We start from the raw sequence: 12,303 nt of genomic DNA, 5'->3' as shown, positions 1-12,303 counted from the left end.
CAATGGAGGTAAAATGTCGACAGCAAAAATGAACGCCATTCAGCTGTGCCAGTGCGGTGCAGAGTTTGACCTGCACATGTCACAACACCCGATCCCCACATTCGGTGACAATGAGCTGTTGATCGCCATCGAATATGTAGCAATCAATCATCTCGATGCACGGCTTGCTAGAGATGGTTTTTGCCAATGGCAATACCCTCATATATTAGGCTCAGATGCTATCGGCACGGTAGTGAACGCCCCTAAAGGTGTGTTTCCAAGCAAGGGCTCTCGGGTGCTATTTAACAGCAGCTTGGCAAAACAAGGGATGCTTAAAGAGTATGCGGTGGTACCCAACTTCGCCGTCTCTGAAGTGCCCGACAGCATTGCCAGCGAGGTCGCGGTAGCTCTACCTAATGCCGGTATGACCGCATTATTAGCGCTTGGTAAACTGCAATTACAAGAAGGCCAATCATTTGCAATTAACAGCGCTCAGGGAGCCGTTGCGCACTTCGCTGTGCAGTACGCTAAACGCCAAGGCGCACAGGTTTTTGCCTTTGCCGAAAAATCGCATCATAAGCGTCTAACTAAATTAGGCGCTGACTTTACCTTCGACTGTCATGCCGACAACATCTGTCACCAGATTAAACGCGAACTTGGGCCAGGTGGCTTTGATTGCATACTCAATACTCAGGGCGGAGATAGCTTTATCGACGACCTCCATCGTTTACGCTTTTGTGGCCACATTGCCTGCCTCAATGGCTTTAGCGATATCAGCGAAGCGTTATTATTTGAAAAAGCACCGCTGATCGGGGTGGTCTCACTCGGTGGCGCATGGTTGGCCAACAGCTTATGTGCGCAGCAGCACTTAAGCTTTATGGGTTCGCAACTATTACAGGACGTCGCCAGTGGCGACATTATCCCCCCTGAAGTAGTACAAATCCCCTTTACAGTGGATGCCGTGCGGGATGTGTTAACCCTTATGACCCAACACACCTGCCCCAAACGACCAGTGGTGAAAATACGGCCCTAACCGGCATATTTTTTAGACGGTCTGTGGTTGTGATTCTCGACACAGACATGCAGTTCATCATTAAGACGCATTCATATCATCCAGAAAGCGTTTCAAGAAAAGGCAGAAGATTTAAGGCTGACATTAACGCTGTACTAAAACGTCATACACAACTTTCGCAGCCCTGAAATCAGTCACAGAATGTTCAGATCGAAGCGAAAACTGACTACCCGTTATCAGCAAATACTCATAGGTAATGCATCGATATTTTCAAACGATGGAGTATAAGGTGATCGAGACCGCTAACAACAACTTAGCCGATACGCTCTCAGAGTGGTTTTATTGTGTACCTAAAACAAAAAAAGACCCGATAAGGGTCTTTTTATAAGATAGTGTTTGAAGCAAATAAGTTGGTCGGGACAGCGGGATTCGAACCCACGACCCCTACTCCCCCAGAGTAGTGCGCTACCAGGCTGCGCTATGTCCCGACGATGAGCACTAAACACCTAGAGCATTCAGCGCTGCAACAGAGGTGGCTATACTACGCCAACAATTCACGTCTGAAAAGAACTTTTTAATCGATTTACTTTACCGATTTCAGTAGCTTACGAATATCTTCCAGTTCGGTAATCGTCTGGCGGATAAGCTGCTTATAACGGGCCGTATCATCAACTGCCTGATCGCCATTAAGCCACTGACGGGCACCATTGATGGTATACCCTTGATCATGCAATAAACCTTGAATCTGACGAATAATCAGCACATCTTGGCGCTGATAATAACGCCGACCACTGCGTTTAACCGGACGGATCTGTGGAAATTCTTGCTCCCAATAGCGCAAAACATGTGCTTTAAGATCGCACAACTTGGCTACCTCACCAATGGTGAAGTAGCGTTTTGTCGGGATACTGGGTAGATCATCCGAGACTGAATCAGTCTCCTTCATAGGCTTCTACACGTTCCTTAAGCTTTTGGCCCGGGCGGAAAGTTACCACCCGACGTGCTGAAATAGGCACCTCTTCACCGGTTTTAGGATTTCGACCCGGACGTTCACGTTTATCACGCAGGTCGAAATTACCAAAACCCGATAGTTTTACCTGTTCATTTTCAGCAAGGCTCATGCGAATTTCATCAAAGAAGGCTTCCACCATCTCTTTTGCTTCGCGCTTGTTAAGCCCCAGATCTTCATACAGGCGCTCAGCCATATCTGCTTTAGTCAAAGAGCCCATCAGAATACCCCTGTCGATTACACTCTTAATGTTGCACCGAACTCATTTTTCAGTGCAGACACAACAAAATCAATAACTTCGTTGATCTCTTCATCGTTAAGAGTGCGCGAAGGATGCTGCCAGGTCAAGCCCAAAGCGATGCTTTTTTGACCAGGTTCAACACCTTTACCCTGATAAACATCGAACAGGGTCACTGCTTGGAGGTATTCACCACCGTGCTGCAGTGCAACAGCGCGAATCTGCTCGAAGGCAACGGTGTCATTTACTAGCAATGCTAGGTCACGACGACTCTCAGGGAATTTAGACAGGCTATTAAAGCGAGGCAAAGCACCTTCAAGCAGCACTTCCTGAACAATTTCAAACAGGAAGACAGGACCGGTCAGGCCAAGACTCTTCACCAACTCAGGGTGCAACGCGCCCATAAAGCCAACGGTCTTGCCATTACGTTGGATCGCAGCCGATTGACCCGGATGCAGGGCCACATGACGTTCAGCCACAAAGCTGAACTGATCGGCACAACCACCCAACGCCAACAAAGATTCCACATCACCTTTCAGATCATAAAAATCTACCGGAGTGTTATCAGCACTCCAGCCTTCAGACTGACGTGGACCGCAAATCAGACCCGCAACAACATTCTCCTGAATCAGCTGATCGCCTTCAGGCAAGAAACGCTGGCCGGTTTCAAACAAGCGCACCCGCGCTTGCTGTCGGTTTTGGTTATATTGCAACGCCTTAGCCAGACCAGGCCAAATAGAGGTACGCATCACAGCCATCTCAGCAGAGATCGGGTTAGCCAATGCTTTCGCCTCATGCTTATCATCAAACTGAGCCGCTAAGCCCTTTTCGATAAAGCTGTAGGTGATCGCTTCTTGATAACCCCGTCCAACTAACTGAGCCCGCACGCTGTTCAGTGTGACTTTAGACTCATCATTGGCGATCATATTCAGTTCAGCGGTCGGCACTTTAACGGGTAGGTTGTTGTAGCCATACACCCGCGCCAACTCTTCAATCAGATCAATTTCAATGCTGATATCAAAACGGTAAGACGGTACTGCAACCGTCCATTCGCCTTCCGCACTGAGTTCAACCGTCATGCCTAAGCGAGTCAGAATCTCTTCGATCTCAAGCGCAGGCATCTCGAATGCCAACACCTGATTCACTTTGCTTTGACGCAACGTGACTGAGGTTGCGGTCGGCAGATGCTCTTCTGACACCGCCTCGACCACAGGACCGACTTCACCACCAACAATATCCAGCAATAGCTGGGTAGCGCGTTCAGTGGCTTTACGTTGCAACTGCCAATCAACACCACGCTCATAGCGATGGGAAGCATCGGTATGCAAACCATAAGAACGTGCTCGACCGGCAATATTAATCGGATTGAAGTAGGCACACTCAAGGAAAATATCTTTCGACTGCGCCGTTACACCGGTTGCTTCTCCACCAAAAATACCTGCCATCGCGATAGCTTTTTCTTGATCGGCAATTACCAGTGTACCCTCTGTTAGCTCGACTTCGTTACCGTCCAACAAGGTCAGTTTTTCACCCGGCTGCGCCTTACGCACCACGATGCCACCATTGAGCGTATTCAGGTCGAAGGCATGCATCGGCTGACCTAACTCCAGCAAGACATAGTTGGTCACATCGACTACGGGATCAATTGAGCGAATACCACAGCGACGTAGCTTCTCAACCATCCACAGCGGCGTTTCAGCGGTCATATCGACACCACGGATAATCCGGCCCTGATAACGAGGACAGCCTTCTGGATCTTCCAGTGTGATCGGTAACGTATCATCGATAGTCGGTACGGTAAACTCAATATCGACATAGCTAACGGGCGCTTTATTCAATACGCCCACTTCACGGGCCAGACCCGCAATAGAGAGACAGTCACCACGGTTTGGCGTCAGGTCAACATCAATAATAGAATCATCCAGACCTAAATAATCACGCAGATCGGTACCGACCGGCGCATCAGCGGCCAATTCCATAATACCGGCATGATTGTCGGAGATCCCCAGCTCGTCATCCGCACAGAGCATACCGAACGATTCAACCTGACGTAGCTTGGCTTTTTTGATCTTAAAGTCGCTACCGTCGGGGGAGCTCAGCACTGCACCGACCTTGGCAAAGGCAGTTTTTAGTCCACCACGGGCATTCGGCGCGCCACAGACGATTTGGAATGTTTCATTGCCGTCGGTTACCTGACATACCTGTAACTTATCGGCGTTAGGATGCGGCTCAGCGGAGAGGATTTCACCCACAACCACACCACTAAATTGACCCGCAACCGGAATAATCTCATCGACTTCGAGACCGGCCATCGTGATCTGATCGGCAATTCCCTGTGTATCCGTCGCCGGATCTACCAGTTCACGTAACCACTTTTCACTGAATTTCATAATTCTGTTTCCGAAAATTCTTTATCTACTTTTAAACGACCTTGTCGCTCCGAGGTACAGCTAACCAATGCTTCAGTTAAACTGGCCAAGGAAACGCAGATCGTTTTCAAAGAACAGGCGCAGGTCATTAACGCCATACCGCAGCATCGCCAGACGCTCTACCCCCATACCGAAGGCAAAACCGGTGTACTGCTCCGGATCGATATTGGAAGACTCAAATACTTTCGGATGTACGATGCCGCAACCAAGCACTTCCATCCACTTACCATCACCCCGATCGATATCGACTTCGATAGATGGCTCTGTAAATGGGAAGTAAGAGGGACGGAAACGCACTTTGACATCTTCTTCAAAGAATTCGCGTAGGAACTGTTCCAGCGTACCCTTGAGATCAGCAAAGCTAATATCTTTATCAACGATCAACCCTTCAACCTGATGGAACATCGGGGAGTGAGTCTGATCATAGTCACAACGATACACACGGCCTGGACAGATAATCCGAATCGGCGGTTGTTGCGTTTCCATCGTGCGCACTTGGACACCCGAAGTGTGGGTGCGCAGCAATGTGTTGGCATTGAAATAAAACGTATCGTGCATCGCCCGCGCCGGGTGGTGGGACGGAATATTCAACGCTTCGAAGTTGTGATAATCATCTTCGATTTCAGGTCCTTCCGCTACGGAATAACCGATCCGAGCAAAGAACTCTTCAATCCGCTGTAGCGTTTTAGTGACCGGGTGCAAACCACCCAGTGACTGACCGCGACCAGGTAAAGTGACATCGATAGTCTCTTCCGCCAGCTTCGCTTCCAGTGCCGCCGATTCCAAGTTAGCTTTACAGGTGTTAAGCACATCCTGTAGCGCTTGCTTGGCTTCATTAATATTCGCGCCTGCCTGAGGTCGCTCTTCAGCACTCAGTGCGCCCAGACCCTTCAATAGCTGGGTAAGATGACCTTTCTTACCCAGATACTGAACCCGCACCTGATCAAGATCCTGTGCGCTTGTTGCCTGTTCTGCAGCCTGCTTGCCTTCGGCCAACAGGATTTGAATGTTTTCCATTTACCGCTCCAGATAAAAATAGGGGAAGAGTTTGCACCCTTCCCCTATCACAACGATCAATACTTACCAGAAGGTAAGGGTGTCTTACAGTGCTGCTTTTGCTTTTTCAACGATAGCGGCAAATACATGCGCTTCGTGAACAGCCAGATCAGCCAGCACCTTACGATCGATTTCGATAGATGCTTTCTTCAGGCCAGCAATAAAGCGGCTGTAGGACAAACCATTAATGCGGGCTGCAGCGTTGATACGAGCAATCCACAGCGCGCGGAACTGACGCTTACGCTGACGACGGTCGCGGTACGCATACTGACCTGCTTTAATTACTGCCTGTTTAGCTACACGGAACACACGGCTACGAGCGCCGTAGTAACCTTTAGCTTTTTTCAGGATCTTTTTGTGACGACGGTGTGCGATGACACCACGTTTTACACGTGCCATATTACTTTCTTCCTAACTTAGAATTTGTGGTTACTACGACTTAGATGTAAGGCAGCATACGACGGATCAATTTCTGATCAGCCGCTGCAACTTGCAGCATTGGGCGAAGCTGACGCTTACGCTTAGTCGTTTTCTTAGTCAGGATGTGGCTTGTGTAAGACTGTTTGTGCTTAAAGCCCTTAGCAGTCTTTTTAAAACGTTTCGCAGCACCGCTGCAAGATTTCATTTTAGGCATTACTAAATCCCCACGCATTCGTTAATTATCTTTCACCTGAACAAACAACAAAACCCGTATCTGGCCCACAAGGAGTCAGCACGGGTTTTACGCTTATGTCAGACTACTTTTTCTTTTTCGGAGCTATGACCATGATCAATTGGCGGCCTTCCATTTTTGGACGCTGCTCAACGACACCCAGCTCTTCCAGATCCTTTTCGATCCGGTTTAATAGCTGCATGCCTAACTCCTGGTGTGCCATTTCACGGCCGCGGTAACGTAGTGTTACCTTGACCTTATCGCCACCTTCAAGGAAACGTATCAGGTTGCGTAGTTTTACCTGATAATCCCCTACTTCCGTATTAGGACGGAATTTTACTTCCTTAACCTGCATCTGCGTCTGCTTCTTCTTAGCAGCATTCGCTTCTTTTTTCTTTTCGTACAAAAACTTACCGTAATCCATCACCTTACAGACGATAGGATCAGAATCAGAAATTTGTACCAGGTCAAGGCCAACTTCTTGTGCCGCCTCGAGGGCGTCTTTGATAGGTACAACACCTATCTGCGTTCCATCTGGACCAATCAACCGACACTCGCGGGCGCTGATATTCTCATTTATAGGCGGCTTATTCCGCTCATTACGCCCTCTTCTGTTATCTCGCTTGATAGCTGTATCTCCAATCTATTAATTATTCTTTGCGGCCTTTCTGAGCAACGTCCTGCTTCAGATGCTCGCAAAACTCTTCAATCGACAATGTGCCGAGATCTTCTCCGGTGCGGGTACGAACTGCCACGGCACCAGATTCTACTTCCTTATCGCCGACAACCAGCAAATAAGGTACTTTCTGAATTGTGTGCTCGCGGATTTTAAAGCCGATCTTCTCATTTCTCAAGTCCGCAGATGCAAAGAATCCAAGTTCTGTGAGTTTTTCTTCAAGTTCACGGCAATAATCGGCTTGTTTATCGGTAATATTCAAAATCGACACCTGCTTTGGTGCTAACCAAGTCGGCAATGCGCCGGCAAAGTTTTCGATCAGAATACCGATAAAGCGTTCAAATGAACCTAAAATGGCTCGGTGAAGCATAACCGGTGTTTCACGATCACCGGATTCGTTAACAAACTGTGCACCCAAACGACCCGGCATTGAGAAATCGACCTGAATCGTACCGCACTGCCAAACACGCCCAAGACAATCTTTCAGTGAGAACTCTACTTTAGGGCCATAGAAGGCACCTTCACCCGGCAACTCTGCCCAGTCCAGTCCAGCCGCATCAAGAGCATCGCCCAAGGCTTTTTCGGCTTTATCCCAAACCTCATCCGAGCCGACACGTTTTTCAGGACGGGTCGACAGCTTATAGATCACTTCGCTGAAACCAAAGTCCGCATAGACTTCATGCAGGAAGTCTATAAAGCGCGCCACTTCGTTTTGAATATCATCTTCAGCACAGAAAATATGTGCATCATCCTGAACAAAGCCACGCACCCGCATAATACCGTGCAATGCGCCAGAAGGCTCATTACGATGACAACAGCCAAACTCAGCCAGACGCAACGGCAGATCACGGTATGAGCGCAACCCTTGATTAAACACCTGCACATGACATGGGCAGTTCATCGGCTTAATCGCAAAATCGCGGTTTTCAGAGTGCGTGGTAAACATCTCTTCTGAGAATTTATCCCAGTGACCCGATTTCTCCCACAGGGTACGTTCAACGACCTGCGGGGTTTTGATTTCATCATAACTATGCTGACGCTGTTTTGTCCGCATATATTGTTCAATTGTTTGATATAGCTTCCAACCATCTGGATGCCAGAACACCATACCCGGCGCTTCTTCCTGCAAGTGGAACAGGTTTAACTGTTTACCCAGCTTACGGTGATCGCGTTTTTCCGCTTCTTCTAGACGGTGCAGATACTCTTTAAGGTCTTTCTTATCGCCCCAAGCCGTACCATAAACACGCTGCAACATCTCATTGTTTGAATCACCACGCCAGTATGCACCGGCTAGTTTCATCAGTTTGAATACTTTAATATGGCCGGTAGACGGCACATGAGGTCCACGGCACAGATCAATAAAGTCACCCTGAGAGTAGAATGACAGGTCTTGATCACTTGGAATCGCTTGCAGCAATTCGACCTTATACTTCTCACCTTTCTCTTCAAACAAACGAACCGCATCTTCCCGGCTCATCACTGAACGGGAAATCGGATAATTCGCTTTAACCAACTCTTTCATCTTCGCTTCGATCTTCTGCAGATCATCCGGGGTGAACGGACGTTCATAAGCGAAGTCATAGTAAAAACCATCGTCAATCACAGGTCCGATGGTTACCTGAGCAGTCGGAAACAATTGCTGTACCGCCATCGCCATCAAATGGGCACAGGAGTGACGAATCACTTCTAGACCCTCTTCATCACGCGGGGTAATAATCGCCAGTTCGGCATCGTCAGTAATGATGTGAGAGGTATCCACCAGCTCACCATTCACTTTACCCGCCAAAGCAACTTTGGCCAGTCCTGCACCAATATCAGCGGCAACATCAAAAACAGTAACGGCGTTAGCAAACTCGCGTTTGCTGCCATCCGGAAGAGTAATTACAGGCATTGTTTATTCCTATCTGCTCAGGCATGGCCAGTACCACAGGCCACGCTGAAATTTACATCGCTGTTACAAACCAAGTAGCAGCATTAAAGGCGGCGTATTCTACCGGAAATGACGTAATAAAGCTATTTTGAAAGGGTTAATAACCTACAACAGCCTTACTGCAAAAAAGAACCATCTAACAACTATAGTGATGGCTTAATGAGATGGTTCCCCTCGCTTTTAACCAGCTATGCTGGAAAGGTGACGAAACCAACAAGGAGAACCATCTCATGTATATCAAAGTCCTTGGAATCGATTTAGGCAAGTCTTCTTTTCATTTAATGGGTCGTGACGCCCAAGATCAGCAAGTTTGCAAAAAGAAACTCTCTCGTCAAAAACTCATTACGTTTATCGCTCAACTCCCACCATGTCTCATTGCATTTGAGGCCTGCGGCGGTGCTCATTGGTTAGGTCGCCTCTGCTTGGATCATGGCCATGACGTTCGATTAATCCCACCTCAATACGTTAAACCTTTCGTTAAAGGCAACAAAAATGACTTTATCGATGCATTGGCGATTACTGAAGCGGCCCGTCGTCCTGACATGCGTTTTGTCGCCGTTAAGTCGATTGAGTCACAAAGTCAGCTCATCGTACACCGAGTGCGTGAAGGCTTTGTCGCCGATCGTACCGCCTGTATGTCGCGTATAGGTGCGTTATTACTAGAGTTTGGATTATCTTTCCCGCGTGGGCACTCGGCCATGAAAAGACTGTTTTCATGGTTAAGTATGCAAAAAGTAACACTATGCCCAGCCATCATTGGTGAGCTTCAGGTGCTGCATGAGCACTACTGTTATTTAAATGAAAAAATCGCCGCTCAGGACGCAAAAATCGTTAAACAGGTTAAGGAAAGTAGTCGTTGTCAGCTATTAAAAACGGTTCCAGGCATTGGTGACATGACAGCAAGCCAGTTAGCGGCAGAAGTAGGCAATGCGCATCAGTTTAAAAACGGTCGGGAAATGGCTGCCTGGTTAGGGTTGGTGCCACGGCAATATTCAACAGGAGGAAAACCGACATTATTAGGTATTAGTAAACGAGGTAATAAGCGCCTCAGGTGTTTACTGGTACAGGGTGCGAGAGCGATCTTATCGCGATTAGACAGTTATCGAGGCGTAATGTACGACTGGCTAAGAAAGCTACGCGCAAAAAAATCATTTAATACAGTGTGCATTGCCTTAGCGAATAAGCTATCGAGAATAGCCTATGCCATTTTAAGTAAGAATGAGCCTTATCAGGTGCAACAAGTTTAATCGGGTTTGCAATAATAGAGCGTGATGATGAAAACGGTTGACCGTCTGGGTAGTAAACCTGTCACAAAAAACAGCTGTTATAAGCTGTCGGCTTTTTTAAGGGCTATCTGGCGCGGATGCTCATCGTGGAGCGGGAATAAAAGCTTCCCAACTTAAGACTCCGAATACATTAGCGCAAAACCACCTCACGATCACAAATCTATGTTGCAATCATGAGGGGAACCATACATTTTTGTAGGAAGCATGCCCTCACACCGATGAGATATGCTTAATGACGGTTAGTCACGACGAAGGCATCGCCTGCTATAAAAATACGGCTCTGTGGGAGCCCTTTCTATGGGCGATTGAGCCCAATCAAAACTCAATATTGATCATTGTTTAAAATTCAATGCCACAACCCACTATTCATTTTCCAGATGCCGGCGGGTATAGAGGATATGCTCACTCGCCGCGCTGCGGGCGGCCTTTGCATCTCGATTCATAATGGCCTGATGGATAGCGCTATGCTGCGCACGAATCCCCTCGGGATAACGCCCCGAGGTTTTCAGTGTCCGCGAGAGCACTCCATAGATGGCATTAAAAAAGCGGGTATAAAATAGCTGACTAAAAGAAATAATCAGCAGGTGGTGTGACGACTCGGCAATCATCATATGAAAGCGCAGATCCTCTTTCGCTTTTTCCAATGTTGTTTCCTGCTGCCCACGCTGCTGCATCTTGCGGTATTCCGCATCCAATGCCTTTAGTTGATCATCGGTGGCTCGCTGTGCTGTATAGAAGGCCGCCTCACCCTCCAACATCGCCCGAACATCCAACACCTGACGCTGAAATTCAGGATTATCCCCCAGCGCTTTACCTTCACCTAGGGGCATATTGAAATGGGGTTCGAGCAGGTTTTTTACTCGAGTCTTCCCTCCGTGACGAACATCAACATAACCTTCGGCCTCTAACTGACCCACGGCTTCTCGCACCGTTGCACGGGATACTTTTAACGATGCCGACATTCGCCGCTGAGACATCAGCTCGGCCCCCGGTAGTAACGCACCCGTAAATAAACACTCTTTCAATTGCTGTAACAGATCGTCACTCAAATTCGGCTTCATACAGAGATAACCCTAGGCTTTTGGTCAGACCAGTTTCGAGTGTAACATTTCTTTCCTGCGCGTCATTAACTATCTTGAGTAGCAGCAACGCAATAATAAGACTTAGGCGCTGACCACATTCATCCAGCCCTTAAGCCAATAACGATAAAAAACGGTAACCACAAATGCCAAATACATCTTCGGGTCCGCGTGTCGGCCTGTTCGTCACCTGTCTAGCGGATATGTTTCGCCCATCCGTCGCTTTCGCCACGGTAAAACTATTAGAACAGGCGGGCTGCACCGTCGAGGTACCTGAACAGCAGACCTGCTGCGGCCAACCCGCCTTCAACTCCGGTGATCGCAAAACCACCGCAGAAATTGCCCGGCAAACGATCGATGCCTTTGATGGTTATGAGTACGTGGTCGGGCCGTCGGGTTCCTGTATCGGCATGCTACATCAATACCCGGATCTATTTGATCCTGCCGATCCCTATTTTTTGCAAGCAAAGTCACTGGCTGCACGATCCCACGAAATCACTTCATTCCTATTTGATGTATTGTATTCCGAAGCACTCGAATCCCAGCTAAAACAACTGCAATTTGATCATAAGGTCACCTATCACGACTCCTGCGCTGGCCTAAGAGAACTGGGTATTAAACAGCAACCGCGGCAACTACTGAGCCATGTACAGGGCGTCGAACTCGAAGAGATGGATGAAGCAGAAACCTGCTGTGGCTTTGGTGGCACCTTCTGTGTGAAATATCCCGAAGTATCCAACCGCATGGTATCGAATAAAACCGACAACATCAGCAATACCGGTGCCCACACCGTGCTCGGTGGTGATTTAGGCTGCCTGCTAAACATGGCCGGCAAACTCAAACGGGAAGGCAAACCGGTTGAAGCTCGGCATATTGTCGAAGTATTAGCCGGCATGACGGATACCCCTGCGATTGGCGAAGCCGATTACAATCTGGCACAACAGCTTTAAGGAGCGA

12 protein-coding genes and 1 tRNA gene are annotated in these 12,303 nt (G+C 48.2%); 3 read left to right on the top strand and 10 right to left on the bottom strand.

Annotation, left to right across the window (positions count from 1 at the left end; genetic code table 11):
- Positions 1-13: 13 nt before the first annotated feature.
- The gene (locus tag AC0L4K_RS03310; protein WP_473268192.1) at positions 14-1,012 is read left to right on the top strand and encodes a zinc-binding dehydrogenase; all 999 of its coding nucleotides are present in this window, start codon (positions 14-16) and stop codon (positions 1,010-1,012) included.
- Positions 1,013-1,402: 390 nt separating this feature from the next.
- Here the strand turns inward: AC0L4K_RS03310 and AC0L4K_RS03305 are convergent.
- The 9 genes from AC0L4K_RS03305 to thrS all read right to left on the bottom strand — a co-directional run bounded on the left by AC0L4K_RS03305 (position 1,403) and on the right by thrS (position 8,942).
- A tRNA-Pro gene (locus AC0L4K_RS03305) sits at positions 1,403-1,479 on the bottom strand.
- A gap of 95 nt (positions 1,480-1,574) precedes the next feature.
- Positions 1,575-1,937 (bottom strand): MerR family transcriptional regulator, encoded by a 363-nt coding sequence (locus AC0L4K_RS03300; RefSeq protein ID WP_417224527.1) that lies wholly within the window; start codon positions 1,935-1,937, stop codon positions 1,575-1,577.
- Positions 1,924-2,220 carry an integration host factor subunit alpha gene (gene ihfA, locus AC0L4K_RS03295; protein ID WP_091357359.1) on the bottom strand — a complete coding sequence of 99 codons (297 nt, stop codon included), beginning with the start codon at positions 2,218-2,220 and terminating at the stop codon, positions 1,924-1,926. Before ihfA ends, AC0L4K_RS03300 begins: the two co-directional genes overlap by 14 nt.
- Before the next feature lie 17 nt (positions 2,221-2,237).
- Positions 2,238-4,628, bottom strand: coding sequence for a phenylalanine--tRNA ligase subunit beta (gene pheT, locus AC0L4K_RS03290; RefSeq protein ID WP_473268189.1), 2,391 nt, complete (start codon positions 4,626-4,628; stop codon positions 2,238-2,240).
- Between the two features lie 72 nt (positions 4,629-4,700).
- Positions 4,701-5,684 carry a phenylalanine--tRNA ligase subunit alpha gene (pheS, locus tag AC0L4K_RS03285; RefSeq protein ID WP_473268187.1) on the bottom strand — a complete coding sequence of 328 codons (984 nt, stop codon included), beginning with the start codon at positions 5,682-5,684 and terminating at the stop codon, positions 4,701-4,703.
- Positions 5,685-5,768: 84 nt separating this feature from the next.
- Positions 5,769-6,122: a 50S ribosomal protein L20 gene (gene rplT / locus AC0L4K_RS03280; RefSeq protein WP_126160091.1), complete on the bottom strand. Its 354-nt coding sequence runs from the start codon at positions 6,120-6,122 to the stop codon at positions 5,769-5,771.
- Between the two features lie 40 nt (positions 6,123-6,162).
- Positions 6,163-6,357: a 50S ribosomal protein L35 gene (rpmI, locus tag AC0L4K_RS03275; protein ID WP_091357366.1), complete on the bottom strand. Its 195-nt coding sequence runs from the start codon at positions 6,355-6,357 to the stop codon at positions 6,163-6,165.
- Between the two features lie 103 nt (positions 6,358-6,460).
- Positions 6,461-7,003 carry a translation initiation factor IF-3 gene (gene infC, locus AC0L4K_RS03270; protein WP_126160090.1) on the bottom strand — a complete coding sequence of 181 codons (543 nt, stop codon included), beginning with the start codon at positions 7,001-7,003 and terminating at the stop codon, positions 6,461-6,463.
- 22 nt (positions 7,004-7,025) lie between these two features.
- Entirely contained in the window at positions 7,026-8,942 is a 1,917-nt protein-coding gene (thrS, locus tag AC0L4K_RS03265; protein WP_417224534.1) for a threonine--tRNA ligase, read from the bottom strand.
- 269 nt (positions 8,943-9,211) lie between these two features.
- Here thrS and AC0L4K_RS03260 point away from each other — a divergent pair, with 269 nt between their 5' ends.
- Positions 9,212-10,228: an IS110 family RNA-guided transposase gene (locus AC0L4K_RS03260; protein ID WP_473268184.1), complete on the top strand. Its 1,017-nt coding sequence runs from the start codon at positions 9,212-9,214 to the stop codon at positions 10,226-10,228.
- A gap of 401 nt (positions 10,229-10,629) precedes the next feature.
- On the opposite strand, the gene AC0L4K_RS03255 is transcribed toward AC0L4K_RS03260, so the two are convergent.
- Positions 10,630-11,328: a FadR/GntR family transcriptional regulator gene (locus tag AC0L4K_RS03255; RefSeq protein WP_417224535.1), complete on the bottom strand. Its 699-nt coding sequence runs from the start codon at positions 11,326-11,328 to the stop codon at positions 10,630-10,632.
- Between the two features lie 164 nt (positions 11,329-11,492).
- Here AC0L4K_RS03255 and AC0L4K_RS03250 point away from each other — a divergent pair, with 164 nt between their 5' ends.
- Positions 11,493-12,296, top strand: coding sequence for a (Fe-S)-binding protein (locus AC0L4K_RS03250; protein ID WP_473268183.1), 804 nt, complete (start codon positions 11,493-11,495; stop codon positions 12,294-12,296).
- Positions 12,297-12,303: the final 7 nt, after the last annotated feature.

The sequence above is a fragment of the Amphritea sp. GJ51-11 genome (assembly GCF_055808735.1).
This window is presented reverse-complemented; position numbering and strand designations above follow the sequence as displayed.

Excerpts from the sequence above, each read along its gene's own strand:
- AC0L4K_RS03300 (WP_417224527.1), bottom strand. The coding sequence starts at position 1,937 with ATGAAGGAGACTGATTCAGTCTCGGATGATCTACCCAGTATCCCGACA.
- AC0L4K_RS03255 (WP_417224535.1), bottom strand. The coding sequence starts at position 11,328 with ATGAAGCCGAATTTGAGTGACGATCTGTTACAGCAATTGAAAGAGTGT.
- AC0L4K_RS03260 (WP_473268184.1), top strand. The coding sequence starts at position 9,212 with ATGTATATCAAAGTCCTTGGAATCGATTTAGGCAAGTCTTCTTTTCAT.
- ihfA (WP_091357359.1), bottom strand. The coding sequence starts at position 2,220 with ATGGGCTCTTTGACTAAAGCAGATATGGCTGAGCGCCTGTATGAAGAT.
- rpmI (WP_091357366.1), bottom strand. The coding sequence starts at position 6,357 with ATGCCTAAAATGAAATCTTGCAGCGGTGCTGCGAAACGTTTTAAAAAG.
- pheT (WP_473268189.1), bottom strand. The coding sequence starts at position 4,628 with ATGAAATTCAGTGAAAAGTGGTTACGTGAACTGGTAGATCCGGCGACG.
- thrS (WP_417224534.1), bottom strand. The coding sequence starts at position 8,942 with ATGCCTGTAATTACTCTTCCGGATGGCAGCAAACGCGAGTTTGCTAAC.
- pheS (WP_473268187.1), bottom strand. The coding sequence starts at position 5,684 with ATGGAAAACATTCAAATCCTGTTGGCCGAAGGCAAGCAGGCTGCAGAA.
- AC0L4K_RS03310 (WP_473268192.1), top strand. The coding sequence starts at position 14 with ATGTCGACAGCAAAAATGAACGCCATTCAGCTGTGCCAGTGCGGTGCA.
- rplT (WP_126160091.1), bottom strand. The coding sequence starts at position 6,122 with ATGGCACGTGTAAAACGTGGTGTCATCGCACACCGTCGTCACAAAAAG.
- AC0L4K_RS03250 (WP_473268183.1), top strand. The coding sequence starts at position 11,493 with ATGCCAAATACATCTTCGGGTCCGCGTGTCGGCCTGTTCGTCACCTGT.